The sequence below is a fragment of the Aquabacter albus genome, assembly GCF_040049275.1.
In the GTDB taxonomy this organism is placed as follows: domain Bacteria; phylum Pseudomonadota; class Alphaproteobacteria; order Rhizobiales; family Xanthobacteraceae; genus Aquabacter.
This window is the reverse complement of sequence record NZ_JBDZDT010000004.1, coordinates 428794-445730: the sequence shown is the minus strand read 5'-3', so window position 1 is coordinate 445730 and position 16937 is coordinate 428794. Positions and strand designations below refer to the sequence as shown.

At 66.2% G+C, this 16937-nt stretch carries 18 protein-coding genes and 1 tRNA gene; 9 read left to right on the top strand and 10 right to left on the bottom strand.

Annotation, left to right across the window (positions count from 1 at the left end; all coding sequences use genetic code 11):
• The first annotated feature begins 35 nt into the window (after positions 1 to 35).
• Positions 36 to 1043, top strand: a complete 1008-nt coding sequence (locus ABLE91_RS11810) for an ATP-binding cassette domain-containing protein (RefSeq protein ID WP_348931014.1) — start codon at positions 36 to 38, stop codon at positions 1041 to 1043.
• Positions 1040 to 1858, top strand: coding sequence for an ABC transporter permease (locus ABLE91_RS11805; RefSeq protein WP_348931013.1), 819 nt, complete (start codon positions 1040 to 1042; stop codon positions 1856 to 1858). Before ABLE91_RS11810 ends, ABLE91_RS11805 begins: the two co-directional genes overlap by 4 nt.
• A gap of 81 nt (positions 1859 to 1939) precedes the next feature.
• On the opposite strand, the gene ABLE91_RS11800 is transcribed toward ABLE91_RS11805, so the two are convergent.
• On the bottom strand, positions 1940 to 2338 hold the full coding sequence (locus tag ABLE91_RS11800) for a RidA family protein (protein ID WP_348931012.1): 399 nt from the start codon (positions 2336 to 2338) through the stop codon (positions 1940 to 1942).
• 213 nt (positions 2339 to 2551) lie between these two features.
• Between ABLE91_RS11800 and ABLE91_RS11795 the strand changes: the two genes are divergently transcribed.
• On the top strand, positions 2552 to 3157 hold the full coding sequence (locus ABLE91_RS11795; protein ID WP_348931011.1) for a TetR/AcrR family transcriptional regulator: 606 nt from the start codon (positions 2552 to 2554) through the stop codon (positions 3155 to 3157).
• A gap of 96 nt (positions 3158 to 3253) precedes the next feature.
• Complete coding sequence (locus ABLE91_RS11790; protein WP_348931010.1) at positions 3254 to 3433, top strand: Myb-like DNA-binding domain-containing protein; 180 nt, start codon at positions 3254 to 3256, stop codon at positions 3431 to 3433.
• A 64-nt stretch (positions 3434 to 3497) separates the two neighbouring features.
• Here ABLE91_RS11790 and ABLE91_RS11785 read toward each other — a convergent pair whose 3' ends face one another.
• The 3 genes from ABLE91_RS11785 to ABLE91_RS11775 all read right to left on the bottom strand — a co-directional run bounded on the left by ABLE91_RS11785 (position 3498) and on the right by ABLE91_RS11775 (position 4952).
• Positions 3498 to 3980 carry a hypothetical protein gene (locus tag ABLE91_RS11785; RefSeq protein WP_348931009.1) on the bottom strand — a complete coding sequence of 161 codons (483 nt, stop codon included), beginning with the start codon at positions 3978 to 3980 and terminating at the stop codon, positions 3498 to 3500.
• A gap of 252 nt (positions 3981 to 4232) precedes the next feature.
• Positions 4233 to 4307 (bottom strand) — tRNA-Gly (locus ABLE91_RS11780).
• A gap of 135 nt (positions 4308 to 4442) precedes the next feature.
• The gene (locus ABLE91_RS11775) at positions 4443 to 4952 is read right to left on the bottom strand and encodes a cupin domain-containing protein (RefSeq protein ID WP_348931008.1); all 510 of its coding nucleotides are present in this window, start codon (positions 4950 to 4952) and stop codon (positions 4443 to 4445) included.
• A gap of 158 nt (positions 4953 to 5110) precedes the next feature.
• Here ABLE91_RS11775 and ettA point away from each other — a divergent pair, with 158 nt between their 5' ends.
• The 4 genes from ettA to ABLE91_RS11755 all read left to right on the top strand — a co-directional run bounded on the left by ettA (position 5111) and on the right by ABLE91_RS11755 (position 9527).
• Entirely contained in the window at positions 5111 to 6766 is a 1656-nt protein-coding gene (gene ettA / locus ABLE91_RS11770) for an energy-dependent translational throttle protein EttA (RefSeq protein WP_348931007.1), read from the top strand.
• Positions 6767 to 7019: 253 nt separating this feature from the next.
• A complete protein-coding gene (locus ABLE91_RS11765; RefSeq protein WP_348931006.1) occupies positions 7020 to 7436 on the top strand; it encodes a DUF1236 domain-containing protein in 417 nt (138 codons plus the stop codon).
• A gap of 182 nt (positions 7437 to 7618) precedes the next feature.
• Positions 7619 to 8074 carry a cupin domain-containing protein gene (locus tag ABLE91_RS11760; RefSeq protein ID WP_348931005.1) on the top strand — a complete coding sequence of 152 codons (456 nt, stop codon included), beginning with the start codon at positions 7619 to 7621 and terminating at the stop codon, positions 8072 to 8074.
• A gap of 367 nt (positions 8075 to 8441) precedes the next feature.
• Entirely contained in the window at positions 8442 to 9527 is a 1086-nt protein-coding gene (locus ABLE91_RS11755) for a tlde1 domain-containing protein (RefSeq protein ID WP_348931004.1), read from the top strand.
• A 654-nt stretch (positions 9528 to 10181) separates the two neighbouring features.
• On the opposite strand, the gene ABLE91_RS11750 is transcribed toward ABLE91_RS11755, so the two are convergent.
• The 6 genes from ABLE91_RS11750 to ABLE91_RS11725 form a co-directional block, all read right to left on the bottom strand.
• A complete protein-coding gene (locus tag ABLE91_RS11750; protein WP_348931003.1) occupies positions 10182 to 11399 on the bottom strand; it encodes an MFS transporter in 1218 nt (405 codons plus the stop codon).
• A gap of 186 nt (positions 11400 to 11585) precedes the next feature.
• A complete protein-coding gene (locus ABLE91_RS11745; RefSeq protein ID WP_348931002.1) occupies positions 11586 to 12200 on the bottom strand; it encodes a glutathione S-transferase family protein in 615 nt (204 codons plus the stop codon).
• Positions 12201 to 12274: 74 nt separating this feature from the next.
• On the bottom strand, positions 12275 to 12991 hold the full coding sequence (locus ABLE91_RS11740; RefSeq protein ID WP_348931001.1) for a glutathione binding-like protein: 717 nt from the start codon (positions 12989 to 12991) through the stop codon (positions 12275 to 12277).
• A gap of 55 nt (positions 12992 to 13046) precedes the next feature.
• The gene (locus ABLE91_RS11735) at positions 13047 to 14009 is read right to left on the bottom strand and encodes a tripartite tricarboxylate transporter substrate binding protein (protein WP_348931000.1); all 963 of its coding nucleotides are present in this window, start codon (positions 14007 to 14009) and stop codon (positions 13047 to 13049) included.
• A gap of 33 nt (positions 14010 to 14042) precedes the next feature.
• On the bottom strand, positions 14043 to 15560 hold the full coding sequence (locus ABLE91_RS11730; RefSeq protein WP_348930999.1) for a tripartite tricarboxylate transporter permease: 1518 nt from the start codon (positions 15558 to 15560) through the stop codon (positions 14043 to 14045).
• A complete protein-coding gene (locus ABLE91_RS11725; RefSeq protein ID WP_348930998.1) occupies positions 15560 to 16159 on the bottom strand; it encodes a hypothetical protein in 600 nt (199 codons plus the stop codon). The genes ABLE91_RS11730 and ABLE91_RS11725 overlap by 1 nt, the downstream gene beginning before the upstream one ends.
• Before the next feature lie 307 nt (positions 16160 to 16466).
• Between ABLE91_RS11725 and ABLE91_RS11720 the strand changes: the two genes are divergently transcribed.
• Complete coding sequence (locus tag ABLE91_RS11720; RefSeq protein WP_348930997.1) at positions 16467 to 16931, top strand: tripartite tricarboxylate transporter TctB family protein; 465 nt, start codon at positions 16467 to 16469, stop codon at positions 16929 to 16931.
• The last annotated feature ends 6 nt before the right edge of the window (positions 16932 to 16937 follow it).

Genomic DNA, 16937 nt, shown 5'->3' with positions numbered 1-16937 from the left:
CTCCATCGCCCGCGTAACCAACCCCGGACGACCTCATGACACTCTCAGCACAAGCGAAGGCCGTTTCAGCGGCGGTGCAGCCCTCCGACCTCGCCATTTCCGTGCGCGGCCTCGTGAAGCGCTTCGGTGAGGTCAAGGCCCTGAACGGGATCGACCTCGACGTGCCGCGCGGCATGATCTTCGCGATCCTCGGACCGAACGGCGCGGGCAAGACGACGCTCATGCGCACGCTCGCAACGCTCACGGTGCCCGACGAAGGCACCGCGACCGTCATGGGCAACGATCTTCTCGCCGCGCCCGACAAGGTGCGCGCCGCCATTGCCGTCACAGGCCAGTTCGCTTCGCTCGACGAGGACCTGACCGGGCGCGAGAACCTTCTGCTGCTCGCCCGCCTCTGGGGCTTCCGCGGCGCGGCGGCGAAGGCGCGGGCCGACCACCTTCTTGCAGCCTTCGACCTTGCCGAGGCCGCCAAGAAGCAGGTGAAATCCTATTCCGGCGGCATGCGGCGCCGGCTCGACATTGCAGCCTCGCTCGTCGTGACGCCCGGCGTGCTCTTCCTCGACGAGCCGACCACGGGGCTCGACCCGAGCGCCCGCCAAAGCGTGTGGCGGATGATCCGCGCGCTGGCGGACGCCGGCGTCACGGTCCTTCTCACGACCCAATATCTCGATGAGGCCGACCAGCTCGCGGCGCGCATCGCCGTGATCGATCACGGCCGCAAGATTGCGGAAGGCACGAGCCGCGAACTCAAAGCCGCGATCGGCTCCGGCGTCCTGCATCTCATCCTCGCCGACGCCGCGCGTCTCGCCGATGCCGAGGAGCTCCTGGAGCAGCATCTCGGCGGCCTGCCACAACGCAGCCCTGAGGGCGCGGAGCTGTCGATCAACACCGCAAGCGCCGCGCAGGCGCACGCCGCGCTGGCCCTGCTGATGGAGAACGGCATCGAGCTCGCAAGCTTCTCCATGGGGAGCCCGAGCCTCGAAGAGGTCTTCTTCGCGCTCACGGGGAAGATCATCGCAACCGACGCCGGAGAGAAGGCATGAGCGATATTGCGTCCATCGCCAGCGGAGCGGCCCATTTCGAGCCGGCAGAGAAGCCGCCCACGCCATCCGCCCTGTCGAACGCGCTCGTCTTCGGCTGGCGCGCCGTCCTGAAGTTCCGGCATGTGCCCGAGCAGCTGTTCGACCTGATCATGACGCCGATCATGTTCACGCTGCTCTTCACCTTCGTGTTCGGCGGCGCGCTCGCGGGCTCGCCGGGCGAGTACCTGCAATTCTTCCTGCCGGGCATTCTCGTGCAGACCGTGGTGTTCAACGCGGTCTATTCGGGCATGGGGCTCTCGACCGATCTCGGCAAGGGCCTCTTCGACCGCTTCCGCTCGCTGCCCATCTGGTCGCTCGCTCCGTTCGCCGGGCTCGTGGTGGGCGACGTCATCCGCCACGTCATCGCCGGGGCCATCATCCTCTCCATCGGCCTCATCCTCGGCTATCGGCCCGAGGCTGGCGTCCCCGGCGTTCTCGGCGCCTTCGCGCTGCTGGTCGCGGTCGGCTTCGGCATGGGCTGGATCTTCATCGTGCTCGGTCTCATCATCAGCACGCCGATGACGGTGATGACCATCGGCTTCACCTTCCTGTTCCCGCTCGTCTTCGCGTCCAACATCATGGTCGATCCCGCGACCATGCCGGGATGGCTGCGCGCCTTCGTCGAGGTGAACCCCGTCTCGCTCATGGCAACCGCCATCCGCGGCCTGATGAACGGCACCGCGACGGCGAGCGAGGTCGCGCTCGCGCTCATCGCGCCCGCGGTGCTCACCCTCGTGCTCGCGCCGGTCACGCTCTGGCTCTACCGGCGGAAATAGCCGGCCGCGCTCAAGGCGTGTCCCGGCACGAGCCCGGTCGCTCGATGGAGGATGGGGCCGCCCCGAAGAGAGGGACGGCCATTAGGCGGACGGCGGCAGGCGCGCGATGACCTTGATCTCAAAATCGAAGCCGGCCAGCCAGTTCACGCCCACGGCGGTCCAGTTCGGATAAGGCGGGTCACCGATCACGTTCGATCGAATGGCGGAAATTGCCTCCCACTGCGTCGCCGGATCGGTGTGGAAGGTGGTCACATCGACGACGTCGTCGAACGTGCAGCCGGCGGCCTTCAGCACGGCTGCGAGATTATCGAAGGCAAGCTGGACCTGCTTTTCGAACACCGGCTCGGGCAACCCGTCTTCGCGGCTGCCGACCTGGCCGGAGACGAAGAGAAAGTCGCCCGAGCGGATCGCCGCCGAATAGCGGTTGATCTCGTACAGCGCCTGGCGGCCGGCCGGAAAGACCGCATCGCGTTTGGCCATCGTTTCACTCCATTCAAAATTCGGCAGGCGAGACCCTCCGTCCGTTGCGGCACGGCCTCCCGGGAACAGTGGGAGACGTGCGCTCGGCTTCGGGATTTCAGGTCCCCTGCGCTCCGATGTTCGGGCGGTCGTTGATATACGCCCCGTATGTTTGTATATCCGAACATACGCCACGTATGTCAATACGCATACGCCGCGTATGTAATCTGGGGGATGACGGTGGTCGCGAAACGACGTGCGCAGATGGTGGAGGAAACCCGCGCCAAGCTTATTCAAGCTGCTCGGAAGGCGTTCGCTGCCAAAGGCTATGCGGGCGCGTCCATGGATGATCTGACCGCCGAAGCCGGCCTGACGCGCGGCGCGCTCTACCACAATTTCGGCGACAAGAAGGGCCTGCTGCAGGCGGTCATCGACCAGATCGACGGGGAAATGGTGGCGCGGCTGCGCGCTGAACAAGATCGGGCGAAGACCCGATGGCTCGGATTTCTCGCGGAGAGCATCGCCTATATCGAGATGGCCCTCGAGCCGGAGATCCAGCGCATCATGCTGCTGGATGGGCCGGCCGTGCTCGGCGATCCATCTCGATGGCCCAACCAGAATGCCTGCCTTCGCACGACGACGCAGACGATCCAGGCGCTCATCGATGAGGGAACGGTCCGGCCGGTGGACGCGGAAGCGGCCGCCCGGCTGCTCAATGGCGCCGCACTCAACGCCTCGCTCTGGATTGCGGCCGCCGATGATCCTCACGCCGTTCTTGCAAAGGCTGTCGAGGCTTTCCGGCATCTCACGGTCGGCCTGCTGCAGACCGATCTCGGGTGATGAGTGGTGGAGGCGATACGGGCAATCGGGTTCGTCGCCATCACTGCTATAGAGGACGCGAATGCCGGACATGTCCCGGCCGCGCAGGAGCAGATCATGGCCGAGCGATTTGAGCGGCACCGCCAACCCTGGACACATGAGGAGCTCGAGAAGCTGAAGCTGCTCGCCAAGAAGGGCATGTCACTGAAGGCGATTTCGAAAGCGATGACGCGCAGCGAAGAATCCATCAAAGACCGCGCCAAACTCGATGGCATCGGGATCGCCAAGCTCCGTTAGATCATGCTCACGGCACGCCCTTGAGCGCCAGAATGAGCGATGGCGCGCACGATCAGGAGGGCACTTACGAGCGGTCATCCTGACAGACGGCGTCCTGCGTCGCCCGGAGAAGGAAGGTTGAATCCTCCGGACCGCCGATCAGCCTGTCATTCAGGTCAGGGCCGGTCACATCATCGAAGATCTTCAGCTTGCCCGGGTTTGAGAGGCGTAGGTTGCCACCCTCCAACGTGACCAGAAGTTCGGAGGCACCGTCAGTGTCGGGCTGGCACCTCAATCCTGTACCGTTCGGTTCGCAGCGGCCCCCTGCGCGCCATTTCTGCTGCTGGCCACTGACCCAGAGATTCATGCCAAAGTCGATCTTTCCAGGATCGTAGCGGGACGCCTCGATGCGGATCCAGAGACGTTGAACCTGCTGGCTGCGATGGCTCTGCAAATGCGCAGTGTCATAGGTTCGGCTGAAGCAACCCAACGGCATCTCAGCGGCCACGGCTAGACTGGCAAATGATGCCGCCGCCGATACCAGAAGGGCGCTCGCGAACGCGGCCATAAGCTCGCTCCTGGCGTTGTAGCGCCGCTGGTCTGTCGGCATCCATGCAATCATGCTCAATGCAATTGCGCCAGTCCGGGCCGGCAGGCCACCGGGCGGTGCCTGGTCCGCCTTAGCTATGCTGGCGCTGAGAATGACCAGAGGGCGAGGCCCGCTTTCGCGATAAACACCGAACGTCTGAAACGGAGGCAAAACTAAAGACGCCGCCCGAAGGCGGCTTCTTTATAGATCACTGATTTGCCTGAGAGAAACTGGAGCGGGCGAAGGGATTCGAACCCTCGACCCCAACCTTGGCAAGGTTGTGCTCTACCCCTGAGCTACACCCGCATCCATCTGTCCGGCGCGGTGTCCCGCGCGGCAGGTGGGTGTCTATGCCAAAAGCCGGATGCGAATGCAACAGGCTTTTGTCCGGCATCGACAATCGGCGTGCAAACCCGGCCAATATAAAGGCTCTGCGCCCCCTCACGCCCTGTGGATGGGGTCGATCCACTTCACTTCGGTGGGCTTCTCCACCGGCTCGATGTCGAGATTGACCACCACCGGATCCTGGCCGGAGCGCATCAGCACGCATTCCAGCACCTCGTCCGCCGAGGCGTTGATCTCCTGGTGGGGCACATAAGGGGGAATGAAGATGAAATCGCCGGGCCCCGCCTCGGCGGTGAATTCCAAATGCTCGCCCCAGCGCATGCGGGCCTTGCCCTTCACCACATAGATCACGCTCTCCAGGTCGCCGTGATGGTGCGCCCCGGTCTTGGCGTCGGGATGGATGTGCACCGTTCCCGCCCAGATCTTCTCCGCCCCGGCGCGCGCCTTGTTGATGGCGGTGGCGCGGTTCATGCCGGGGGTCTGGGCGGTGTTGGGGTCGAGCTGGTCGCCGGGGATCACCTTCACGCCATGGTCGCGCCAGTCTAGGGTGTGGTCGTGGGCATGATCTTCGGCATGTTCGTGCGGATGGTCATGGTCGTGGCTCATGGGACGTATCTCCGCATGCGGGGCTTGCCACCCGCTTCTCACCCCAAGGTTAGGCCGGGAATGCGCAGAAGGGAATCGCTTCGCCCTTCCCTTCCAACCGCTGGCGCACTAGAACGGCGGCAACCCTCCCGCCTTCCTTTTCCGGAGCCGCCCGCCCCATGGCTGCCTATCAGTATGCCTTCCACATGCACGGCCTCACCAAGACCTATGCCGGTGGCAAGAAGGTGCTGGATAACGTGCACCTCTCCTTCTACCCCGACGCCAAGATCGGCGTGCTCGGCAATAACGGCGCCGGCAAGTCCACCCTGCTGCGCATCATGGCGGGCATGGACAAGGACTTCTCCGGCGAGGCGCGCCCCGCCGAGGGCGTGCGCGTGGGCTATCTCGCCCAGGAGCCGCAGCTCGACCCGAAGAAGAGTGTCCGCGAGAACGTGATGGACGGCGTCGCCAAGCAGAAGGCGATCCTCGACCGTTACAACGAACTCGCCATGAACTATTCCGAGGAGACGGCCGACGAGATGACCGAGCTCCAGGACCAGATCGAGGCGCAGGGCCTGTGGGACCTGGACAGCAAGGTCGATCAGGCCATGGACGCGCTGCGCTGCCCGTCCGACGATTCCGAGGTCGCCAAGCTCTCGGGCGGCGAGCGCCGCCGCGTGGCGCTCTGCCGGCTGCTGCTGGAGCAGCCCGAGCTGCTGCTGCTGGACGAGCCCACCAACCATCTCGATGCCGAGACCACGGCGTGGCTCGAAGGCCATCTGCGCACCTATCCCGGCGCGATCCTGATCGTCACCCATGACCGCTACTTCCTGGACAACGTCACCGGCTGGATCCTGGAGCTCGACCGCGGCAACGGCATTCCCTACGAGGGCAACTACTCGTCCTGGCTCGGCCAGAAGCAGAAGCGCCTCCAGCAGGAGGGCCGCGAGGACGAAGCCCGCCAGCGCGCGCTGGCCCGCGAGCAGGAATGGATGGGCACCTCGCCCCGCGCCCGCCAGGCCAAGAGCAAGGCGCGCATCCAGCGCTACGAGGACCTGCTGCAGAAGGCCTCCGAGCGCATGCCCTCGGCGACCCAGATCGTCATCCCCGTGGCCGAGCGCCTGGGGCAGAACGTCATCGCCTTCGAGGGCCTCAACAAGGCGTTCGGCGACCGGCTGCTGATCGACGACCTCTCCTTCAAGCTGCCGCCCGGCGGCATCGTCGGCGTCATCGGCCCGAACGGCGCGGGCAAGACCACCTTGTTCCGCATGATCACGGGGCAGGAGAAGCCCGACGCCGGCACCATCACCATCGGCGAGTCGGTGAAGCTCGGCTATGTGGACCAGAACCGCGACGCGCTGGACGACAAGAAGACCGTCTGGGAGGAAATCTCCGGCGGCAATGAAGTGATCTATGTGGGGAAGAAGGAAATTCCCTCGCGCGCCTATTGCGCCGCCTTCAACTTCAAGGGCGGCGACCAGCAGAAGAAGGTGGGCTCGCTCTCCGGCGGCGAGCGCAACCGCGTCCACCTCGCGCGCACGCTCCAGCGCGGCGGCAACGTGCTGCTGCTGGACGAGCCCACCAACGACCTCGACGTGGACACCCTGCGCGCCCTGGAAGAGGCGCTGGAGGATTATGCCGGCTGCGCCGTCATCATATCCCATGATCGCTTCTTCCTGGACCGCATCGCCACCCACATGCTGGCCTTCGAGGGCGACAGCCATGTGGAATGGTTCGAGGGCAACTTCCAGGATTATGAGGAAGACAAGAAGCGCCGGCTGGGCATCGATTCGGTGATCCCGAAGCGCATCCAGTACAAGAAGTTCGGCCGCTGATACGGGCGGCGCCCGAAAGGGCGCCTGCCCTTATGGCGGCGCAGAGCGCGCCCTGACATGTCGTTTCACTGGCTGGCGGACATCGTGAGACGCCGGAGTGTCGGCCCCGCCATATTCAGGGCCTCTTGCAGCCTAAGTTTCGAAACGAAGTAAAATAATTTACCGGAACATATCTTCGGATATCTTGTTCTCTCCTGGACTGTTCGGCTTACGGGATCCTCTCTCGAGCTGACTCACCAGGAGGATTACTTCCATGCTGAAGAAGCTTATCGTCGTCGCAGCCATTGTCGCTGTTCCCGGATTCGCCCTGGCCCAGAATGCGCCGGGCGCGCAGAGCGGTGCGGCGGCCGGCGCCACCACGGGCGTGGTCGGCGGGGCGCTGGTGGGTGGCCCTGTGGGTGCGGTTGTCGGCGGGGTGAGCGGTGCCGTGGTCGGCGCCATCATTGGCGACCAGACCCCGCGCTTCCAGACCTATGTGGTGGAACAGCGCCGCCCGTCCTACACCTACGCTGAGCCCGTCGTGGTCGGCGCGACCCTGCCGCGGCAGGGCGTCACCTACTATGAAGTGCCCGCCGAGTACGGCAAGACCGACTATCGCTACACCGTCGTGAACAACCGCACGGTTCTGGTCGACCCTGACACCGGCCGCATCATGCAGGTGATCCAGTAATTCGTCCGCGGATCATTCGGTTCTTTACGCGGCTGAGTTTTCAAGAAGCGCCCGCCCCGGAAACGGGGCGGGCGCTTTGCCGTTGTGGGCGGCTCCACTGACATGCAAGCTTCATCGGCGAAAGAGACCATGCCAGAACGGGTGGCAGCCCATAGTGCCTGCTTCCGGCAGGAGACCGCCTCATGCTCGAGACCACCGAAACCTCCGTCCCCATCGTCAGCCTCCCCGATGCGGAAGGCGCCGAGGTCAACGTCCTGGACGGCCGCACCCGCATCATGGTGCGCCCGGATCAGGTGAACGGGGCCTATGCCATCCTCGAACAGGTGATCCCGCCCGGCAAAGGCCCGCCGCTGCACGTCCACCGCCACGAGACCGAGGTGTTCTACATCGTCGAGGGCACGTTCGAGTTCCGGGTGGCGGGGGACACGCTGGTGGTCGGCCCCGGCGCCAATGTGCTCGGCCCGCGCGACATTCCCCACACCTTCCGCAACGTGGGCGAGACCCCCGGCCGGCTGGTGCTCACCATCATTCCCGGCCGCTTCGGCAATTATTTCATCGAGGTGGACGCGGTGAAGGACCACGACCGGGAGACCATCAAGGCGCTCACGGGCAAGTATGACGTGGAGATCCTGGAATAGCGCGCCGGTGCCCGGAACGCCTCCCCGCTTGCAGCAACACCACTGGCGGGGTTACATATTTCCGCCTTGCTGGCTTGGCACAGCAGGCAAGACGGTAGTTGCAGGCCCTCAGTGCCGCTTCGGCGCACGGGGCACAGGCAATGGGGGGTGTGGGCGGTCTTCACCCCGGACACGATATTTGCGGGAGATTTACGCGGCTTGCGCGCGAGTCTTCCGACCATGGTTTTTGCGCCCAAGCCTGGGGCAAGTTTGGTCAGGCAGAGAATTTCAGCGTCCGCTGCCGCGTGGAGCGGGCGCCTTCGACCAGAGGGCGGGACCGGAGGCGATAAGGCCGTCGGTCTCGTGATCCGATCGAAAAGTGGGGATCATGACCTATACGGCTTGGATCGACGACGAGCCTTCCTACGAGCACCCGATTGCCCCTCCGGCCAGGTCCTACCTGCGCTTGGCGGTTGCGGCCGTGGTCGGCCTCGCGGGCGTCGCGGCGGCCGCTGGGGTGCTGGCCTGGGCTTTCAGCGGCCCGGTGAGCGCCCCCGCCTTCGATGAAAAGACGATGGCGCAGCGGGCGGCCCAGCTCGCCGCGGACGCTGCCAGCGATGCCGAGATCGCAGCGGACGTCGAGCCCGTGCGCGCCACGACGGCGCTCTCCATCCTGCCGAGCTGGCTCTACGACCCTTCCCCGCTGGCCGGCCCCGCCCGGACAAAGGTCGCCTCCGCCCCTGTCCCTCTCCCCGAGGAACCGGAACGGAAGATCGAGATCCTGCGCAGCGTGCCGCTGCCGCTCGCCAATCCGCTGAGCGCCGCCGCGCGCCTGCAGCCGTCCGAGGAAAGCAGCACGCCCCTCGCGTTGCAGGATCCGAGCACCACCATTCCCATGCCGCGGCGGAACCCGCTCGCGGCCGTCGGCGAACAGCAGCAGATGCAGCTTGCCGCGCTGCCGCCGGCAGACAGCCCCGCCGTCCTCGAGCCGGCGCCCACCAAGCCCGCCGAGCCGCAGATCGCTTTGCCCGCGCCGGGCGACAAGTTCGCGCTCTATGACATCAAGGGGCAGAAGGTCTACATGCCGTCCGGCGAGAAGCTGGAAGCGCATTCCGGCTATGGCGAGGGCTTCGACGACATCACCCACGTCTCCGTGCGCATGCTCGGGCCGACCCCGCCGAACACCTACACTCTCAAGATGCGGGAAAAGCTGTTCCATGGCGTCGAAGCCCTGCGCATGACGCCGGCCGGCGACGGCAAGATGTACGGCCGCGACGGCTTCCTCACCCATTCCTACCTGATGGGTGCGCGCGGGGATTCCAACGGCTGCATCTCCTTCAAGGACTATGACAAGTTCCTGGCGGCCTATAAGCGTGGCGAAGTCAACCGCATCGTCGTCGTGGCGAGCCTGCCCAATGCCCCAGGCCCCGACAACCCGCTGCTCGCCTGGCTCGCCGGCAACGCCTCCCGCTGAGGCGGTTCCGGCTGAGGCTCTTTCCGGCTCCTCGCTGAGGGCGCGGCGCCCCCCGGCCTCATGCGATCTTCCATCGACCGTCATCCCCGGGCTTGACCCAGGGTTCTCTCTTTCGTGCCTCCCTCCGCCAGCACCATCGTCATGGCCGGGCTTGTCCCGGCCATCCACGGGGCTCCGCTGGGTGCGCACTTAGGGGAAAGGCGTGGATGCCCGGGTCAAGCCCGGGCATGACGGGGTCATCGGGAGGACAGGTTTCAAGAAAATAATCCTAGGGACTATATTCCTTTCCGTATGAACCCCTGCTATGGTCCCCTCACCTTGCACCAAGGAGGGGCGCGTCCGGAGCGGCCTGACGGGTGGTGCAGGGCAGCGGGTGTCCGACCCGGTGGGGAGTAACGCACTCCGCCGGGCGAGAAAGGAGGCCGAAGGGGTCTGCGCACCGATCCGGCGCTGGTCCGGCCGGTGGTGATGGGGAGGACTGATCACCCACGCGGCGCAGCCGACACGCCATAAATCCCCGCGCGGGAGCGGACGGAGCACCGGCTCCGACGTCACCTGTACTCCCAAGGCATGCCTGCCGGCGTGCCGGCCGCTCCCGCATCCCTCCACCCCGCCGGAAACGGCGGGGATAGGGGCGCTGGAGCGCTTCGGCCCCTACCCCCGCGCCCATTTGTTGAATGCCACCATCAGCGCGCCGCAGAGCGCCAGAACCACCAGGAAGCCGTAGCTGTCCACATACGAGCCCACATGATGGTGCAGCTCGGAAAAGATGACCGGCCCCACCACCACCCCGGTGAAGGTGAAGAACATGGAGGCGCCGGTCACCGCGCTCACCGCGCCATGGGGTGCCTGGCGCGCGACTTCGGAGAGATAGACCCCGTTCCAGCCCACCGCCGTGAGCCCCAGCACCATGAGGATGCCGGAGGTGAGGGGCAGCGGCCAGTGGGGCGAGGCGAACATCAGGGCCCCCGCCGCGGCCCCCATGGCGAGGGCGAGGCTCAGCAGCACGACGAGGCCGTCGCCCAGCATGTCGGCCGCCTGGCCCCACAGGACGCGGCCCACCGCCCCGCCCACCTGGACGGCGGCCAGCAGCGCGCCCGCCTCCACCAGGGAGAAGCCGAGATCCTCCACCAGCATCACCACCAGGAAGGTGATGGCGCAGAGTTGCATGGCCGAGAAGAAGAAGGAGGAGAGCGCGAGCCAGCGCAGGGCCGGCGTCGCCATCACGAGGCGCAGCGCGGTCAGCGAGAACAGGCTGAGCCCGCCCTTGCGTCGGTGCGCGTCGAGCCGCGCGCGGCCCAACTGCGAGAGCCCCGCGAGCACCAGCGCCACACCGCTCACGCTGAGAAGCGCCGCATGCCAGTCGAGGGCGAGCGCGATCTGCGGGCCCACCAGCCCCGCCACCATGCCGCCCAGCGGCACGCCGGTCTGCTTGAAGGAGAAGATCAGGTTGCGCCGCGCCGCTGGGGCATGGCGCATGAGGAGGTCGGACGCGGCCGGGTTGATGAGGCCGTATGCGAAGCCGCAGACGAGGCTGCCGGCCAGCACGGTCCAGATATTGGCGAGGCTCGCCAGCCCGCAGCCTGCCGCCGCCAGGACCATGGCCGCCTGCCCGGTGCGGCACGGGCCGAACCGCATCACCAGCGCACCGGCCAGGATGGAGGCCACCATGCCGGCGAAATAGACCAGCGAGATCTGGTAGCCCACCGCGCTGGTGGGCATGCCGAGGTCGGGGGCGATGAGCGGGGCGAGCGCGGGAATGATGAGGATGGAGGTGGTGCCGATCACCTGCACGAACAGCGTCTCGGCCAGGAGCCCCGTGAGGCCGACGCGCGGCTCGTGGGGCACGCCCTCCGGCGTTCCTCCGCTCACGGGGCGGCCCCGGCCGGGGCGTAGGCTGCGAACGGGCCGCGCGAAAGGGAATGGTGCGGCAATGGGGTCGGGCCTTTGGGAAAGGGCGAAAGGAGCCGCACGGATAAAACACACGTGTCGACAATAGGCTTTTGCCCGCGCAAGGCGCCGGAGGCAAATGCCGGAAACGCCGGTCTGCCCTGCGTCTCAGGAAAAGCCCGGCGGCTCCGTGTCCCGGATCGCCGGCCGCGCCTCCAGCTTGCGCAGTCGGGCGGCAAGGCGCGGGTGCGCCGGCTCCCAGTCGTGGGGATAGCGGAAGGCGGTGTAGCGCAGGGCGACGCCCAGCATGATGTCGCCGAGCGAGATGGCATCACCCGCGATCCAGGGCGTGTCCGGCAGGCTGCGCTCGATGAAGTCCAGCACCTCGGCGAAGCGCGCCTCTTCCCGGGCGACGCGGGCGGGCATCTGGAGGTTCTCCGGGCGCCGCAGCTCCAGCACCCGCGCCACCGCTGCATCGATCAGTGCCTGCGCCCGCGCATGCCACAGCAGCGCATCCCACCGCGCCTTGCCCGCGCCGGGAATGAGCGCGCCGGAGGGATCGCCGAGCGTGTCGAGATATTCGATGATGAGAAGGGATTCCACCAGGAGGCTGCCATCGTCCAGCTCCAGCACCGGCACCTTTCCGGCGGGGTTGAGGCCGATGAGCCGGGGGGAAACCTGCCAGGGATCCTCCACCACCATCTCGAAGGGCACGCCCCGCTCCATCGCGAAGGCGCGCACCTTGCGCACGAAGGGGGAGGTGAGAGAACCGTAGAGCTTCATGGCACAGCCTCATGTGCCACCCGCGGGCGGCGTTGCAAGGGGATGATGTCGGCGGGCGGCAGGCCGGCGCGGTCCTATCGATAGGCGCGCTGGGCGATGGTCTCCGCCGTCTGGCCGAACATCACCTTCTTCTCGGCGTCGGTCGGCAGCTTGCCGAAATCCGGGTTGATCTCCTTCGCCATCTCATAGGCGCGGACCACGGCGGGGCGCTGCCCTACGGCCTCGAACCAGCGCTTGAGCTGCGGGAAATCCGAGAGATTCTGGCCATGCCGGTCGTACTGGACGATCCAGGGATAGATCGCCATGTCGGCGATGGAATAGTCGCCCGCGACGAACTCGCGGTTCTTCAGGCGGCGGTCCAGCACGCCATAGAGCCGGTTCACCTCGTTCACGAACCGATCGATGGCGTAAGGGAGCTTCTCGGGCGCATAGACCCGGAAATGCGTCGTCTGGCCGGCCGTGGGGCCGAGCCCGGCCATCTGCCAGAACAGCCAGGTGAGCACCTCGGCGCGGCCGTGAATGTCCCTGGGAATGAACTGGCCGGACTTCTCGGCGAGGTAGAGCAGCATGGCGCCGGATTCGAACATGGCGAGCGGCGGCCCGCCGCCATCGGGCGCGTCATCCACCAGCGCCGGAATCCGGTTGTTGGGCGAAATGGCGAGGAAGTCCTCGTGGAATTGCTCGCCGATCCGCGTGTTGACCGTCTTGATCCGGTGCGGGACCCCGCTTTCCTCCATGAAGATCGTCATCTTCAGCCCATTGGGCGTGGTCCAGTAATAAAGATCGATCATGGTGGGTTACCTCTTGAAGGGGCAAAGCGGAGCGCATCACCCAAGCACGCTCCGTTCAGCGCGACCAGAGCTCCTGCGTCTCCGCCCGCTCGCGCGCGACCCGCTGGGCCATGGTGGCGGCATCCTCATAGATGGCCTTCATGCCCACCCTCAGGAGCCCTTCCTGCACGGTAGGCTCGGTGAGCACCTCCTTGATGGCCTTGTCCCAGATGGCGACGATGTCCGCCGGCAGGCCGGGCGGGCCGGAAAAGCCGATCCAATAGAGCGTCTCGACGGCAGGGAAGCCGACTTCCTTGGTGGTGGGGATGTCGGGCTGGTTGGGCCAGCGCTCCGGCCCGGCGGTGGCGAGCACGCGCAGCTTGCCGGCCTGGAGCGCGGCGGAAAGCGCGGCGTAGGAGCCGACCCCCATCTTCACGTGCCCGCCGGCGGTCATGGTCACCGCCTCCGATGCGCCCTTCAATTGGAGCGGGCGGGTCTTGGTGACGTCCACGCCGATGGCCTTGAAGAACTGCCGGAACGCCATGTCCGGCGCCCCCGCTCCGCCGAGCGACGTCCACACGAAGCTGGAGGGGTCGGCCTTCGCGGCCGCGGCGGCGTCCGCCAGCGTCTTGAGGGGCGAATCCGCCGGCACCAGCAGCATCATGGGCGTGTAGGCGGCGACCGCTATGAAGGTGCGGTCGGTGACCTTGAAGGGAAGGTTCTTCACCGCCGTGTCGAGCATGGAGCTCTGGGGCGGGCCGTCGGCCAGGATGGTGTAGCCGTCGGGCTTGGCGGTCATCACCTCGTTCACCGCCGGCACGGTGTTGCCGCCCGGCTTGTCGATGACGCGCACCGGCACGCCCCATTTGGCCTCCAGCGCCGGGGCGAGCACGCGCATGCCGAGATCGGTGGACGCGCCGGCCGCGAACGGCACGATGATCTCGATGGCGCGGCTCGGGAATTTCTCCTGCGCCACGGCGAAGGGCGCCGGCAGCACAAAGGCCGCCAGCGCCATCAGCAGAGAGAGCCTGACCCTCATCTCCTCGTTCCCCCTTTTTATGATTGCCGATCCTCAGACTTCGTTGGTGCTGTCTTCCACCAACTCCGCCATGACCTTGGACTTGCTCTTGAAGTAGGTCGTCGCCGCCACCACCAGCACGGCGGCAAGGCACAGGCTGAACGAGATGGGGCGGTCCATCATGAAGAGCGGGTTGCCGCCATTGAGCGCCAAGGACTGGCGCAGCGATTGCTCGAACATGGGGCCGAGCAGGAAGCCCAGCACCAGGGGCGCCACCGGCATGTGGTAGCGCCGCATGATGTAGCCCACCACGCCGAAGATGATGGCCACCCACACGTCGAACAGGGTGTTGCGCGGGGCATAGGCGCCCACCACGCACACGCCGAGCACGATGGGCCCGAGGATGGAATAGGGGATCTGGCTGATCTTCGCCCACATGCCCACCAGCGGCAGGTTCAGCACCAGCAGCATCATGTTGGCCAGCAGCATGGAGCCGATCACCGTCCACACCAGCATGGCCTGCTGCTCGAACAGCATGGGGCCGGGGGTGAGGCCGTTGATCATCAGCGTGCCGAGCATGATGGCCAGCGCGGGACTGGTGGGGATGCCCAGCGCCAGGAGCGGGATGAAGCCGGCCATGGCGGTGGCGTTGTTGGCCGCCTCGGGCGAGGCCACGCCCTCGATGGCGCCGTTGCCGAAGCGCTCCGGCGTGCGCGAGATACGCTTCTCCACGTCATAGGCGAGATAGGCGGTGAGTGCCGGCAGCATGCCGGGCAGGAGGCCCATGACGAAGCCGAGGCCGGTGCCGCGCATGGCGGCGGCCATGCCCGCTCTCAGCTCCTTGCCGCGCGGGATCATGGACCACCACGAGCCGAGCTTGCCGGAATAGACCTTCTGCGTGTCCATGGCCGCCGAGTGCAGCACCTCGGCGATGCCGAACAGGCCCACCAGGACAGGCACGATGTCGAAGCCCTTGGTGAATTCCAGCGAGCCGAAGGTGAGGCGCTGCGCCCCCGTCAAAGGGTCCGCGCCCACGGCGGCGATGGCCATGCCGAAGGCGGCGATGCCGAGGCCGAGGATGAGCGAATTGCCCGCAAACGAGATCAGCGCCGTCATGGAGAACAGGACGAGGCCGAAATATTCCGGCGGCCCGAACTTCAGCGCGAGATCGGCAATGGCGGGGCCGATGAGGGAGATGGCAATGGTGCCGAGGATGCCGGCGAGGAACGACCCGATTGCGGCGATGGCCAGCGCCTGCCCGGCGCGGCCCTGCTTGGTCATGGGGAAGCCGTCCTGCGCGGTGACGATGGACGACACCTCACCGGGAATGTTCATGAGGATGGCGGTGGTGGAGCCGCCATACATGGCGCCGTAATAGATGCCGGCCATGATGATGATGGCGCCGTCCGGCGGCAGATAGACCGCGACCGGCAGGAGGATGGCCATGGCGGAGGCCGGGCCGAGGCCGGGCAGCACCCCCACCAGCGTGCCCAGCAGGCACCCGATGAGGGCGAAGCCAATATTCATGAACGTCAGGGCGTTGAGGAGCCCTGCCAGGAGGCTCGGTTCCATCAGGCGCGCCCTTCTCCAGCGGGCGACTGCCCGGCGGTCTCGTCCGCATGCACCAGCTCGGTGATGGGCCGGTAGAGTCCCTCCACCACGCCCGCAACGTCGAGCGGCTTGTCGGGGGCGTTCGCGTCCACCACCTCGTAGCCGATGAGCGGGGTGTGCTTGTCGAGGCCCACGGAGCGCATCCATTTGACGCCCGGCCGGCGCGCCTCTACCTGAAGCTTTGCGGCGGCGGCCTCCTCAGCGCTTAGCCCCTCGAAGGAGACGAGGCGCAGCGCCTGGGCGTCATCGAGCACCGGGGAGCGCACATCGCCGGAGAGCGGCGCGAACAGGTCGCGGCTCCAGTCGATGATATAGGGCCGCCATTCGAAGAAGCCCCAGTCGTTCTTGTATTCGGGGGTCTCGAACGCCTCTTGGGATTCCAGGATCCAGAAAGCCACGTAGTTGCGTCCCGCGCCGGAGCTTTTGAAGAAGCGCTGCACGGAGAGGAAATAGGGCTTGTCCAGCATCTGCTTGAGCTTGGGCCCGCCGTACCACTCGTTCCAACTCTGCTCGAGATCCTCCCGGTTGAAGTTGCAGCGCACAATATAAGCGAGCGTCATCTCTTCCTCCGGCCGGATTTTGACAATTGTAGTCCGCGCATGGACGTCCCGGTCGGCAAGGCTCAATGCAACGAGCGGGCCAAAGTTCGCCAGCACAGGCACAATGGCTTTATTGTGCGGAGAGCGGAAGCGGTGTCGTCTTGGTAAACATCGAAAGTGTATTCTGCGCGGACAGGACTGTCCTCCGACGGATACTGTCCCAAGGGAATCAACGCCCCGCGCGGACACCTGCCGGATGGCATGCCGCTTGCGGGAGCGGACCGACACTGCGCCGCACGAACGGCGCGGGAGGTGGGAGCACGCGAGGATGGGACGCATCTGGGGATACATCTTCATCGCCTTTGGCGCGGTGTGGTGCTGGGACGGCTGGCGCCTGGAGACGACGCAGCGCGCCGATTCCATGTTCGACGAGCTGGGGCCCGACCGCTATCTGGTGGTGCTGGGCGTCATCATGCTGGCGGTCGGGGTCGCGCTGGCGCTCAAGCCGCCGCCCAGCCCGCTCAAGCTCGACATACCCGAGGGCGGCTCCAAGTGGTGGCCGCCGCGCCCGCCGGTGACGTTCACCCTCGCCATGATCGCCTATACGATCGCGATCCCGCCTCTGGGCTATGCCATCGCGACCTTCCTGTTCTTCCTTCTCATCTTCTATCTCGCCGGCAAGCGCTCGCTGGTCTCGAACTTCGCCTATGGCACGGCCTCGGCGGTGATCTTCTATTTCCTCTTCGATAAGTTCGCGGACATGCCGCTTCCGGTCGGTCCCTTGGGTTTCTGACACAAC

What these genes read in the sequence shown, in the direction of transcription:
- ABLE91_RS11740 (WP_348931001.1), bottom strand. Translation starts at nt 12,991, where the DNA reads ATGATCGATCTTTATTACTGGACCACGCCCAATGGGCTGAAGATGACG.
- ABLE91_RS11725 (WP_348930998.1), bottom strand. Translation starts at nt 16,159, where the DNA reads ATGACGCTCGCTTATATTGTGCGCTGCAACTTCAACCGGGAGGATCTC.
- ettA (WP_348931007.1), top strand. Translation starts at nt 5,111, where the DNA reads ATGGCTGCCTATCAGTATGCCTTCCACATGCACGGCCTCACCAAGACC.
- ABLE91_RS11755 (WP_348931004.1), top strand. Translation starts at nt 8,442, where the DNA reads ATGACCTATACGGCTTGGATCGACGACGAGCCTTCCTACGAGCACCCG.
- ABLE91_RS11795 (WP_348931011.1), top strand. Translation starts at nt 2,552, where the DNA reads ATGACGGTGGTCGCGAAACGACGTGCGCAGATGGTGGAGGAAACCCGC.
- ABLE91_RS11720 (WP_348930997.1), top strand. Translation starts at nt 16,467, where the DNA reads ATGGGACGCATCTGGGGATACATCTTCATCGCCTTTGGCGCGGTGTGG.
- ABLE91_RS11790 (WP_348931010.1), top strand. Translation starts at nt 3,254, where the DNA reads ATGGCCGAGCGATTTGAGCGGCACCGCCAACCCTGGACACATGAGGAG.
- ABLE91_RS11800 (WP_348931012.1), bottom strand. Translation starts at nt 2,338, where the DNA reads ATGGCCAAACGCGATGCGGTCTTTCCGGCCGGCCGCCAGGCGCTGTAC.
- ABLE91_RS11775 (WP_348931008.1), bottom strand. Translation starts at nt 4,952, where the DNA reads ATGAGCCACGACCATGACCATCCGCACGAACATGCCGAAGATCATGCC.
- ABLE91_RS11735 (WP_348931000.1), bottom strand. Translation starts at nt 14,009, where the DNA reads ATGAGGGTCAGGCTCTCTCTGCTGATGGCGCTGGCGGCCTTTGTGCTG.
- ABLE91_RS11805 (WP_348931013.1), top strand. Translation starts at nt 1,040, where the DNA reads ATGAGCGATATTGCGTCCATCGCCAGCGGAGCGGCCCATTTCGAGCCG.
- ABLE91_RS11765 (WP_348931006.1), top strand. Translation starts at nt 7,020, where the DNA reads ATGCTGAAGAAGCTTATCGTCGTCGCAGCCATTGTCGCTGTTCCCGGA.
- ABLE91_RS11810 (WP_348931014.1), top strand. Translation starts at nt 36, where the DNA reads ATGACACTCTCAGCACAAGCGAAGGCCGTTTCAGCGGCGGTGCAGCCC.
- ABLE91_RS11745 (WP_348931002.1), bottom strand. Translation starts at nt 12,200, where the DNA reads ATGAAGCTCTACGGTTCTCTCACCTCCCCCTTCGTGCGCAAGGTGCGC.
- ABLE91_RS11785 (WP_348931009.1), bottom strand. Translation starts at nt 3,980, where the DNA reads ATGGCCGCGTTCGCGAGCGCCCTTCTGGTATCGGCGGCGGCATCATTT.
- ABLE91_RS11760 (WP_348931005.1), top strand. Translation starts at nt 7,619, where the DNA reads ATGCTCGAGACCACCGAAACCTCCGTCCCCATCGTCAGCCTCCCCGAT.
- ABLE91_RS11730 (WP_348930999.1), bottom strand. Translation starts at nt 15,560, where the DNA reads ATGGAACCGAGCCTCCTGGCAGGGCTCCTCAACGCCCTGACGTTCATG.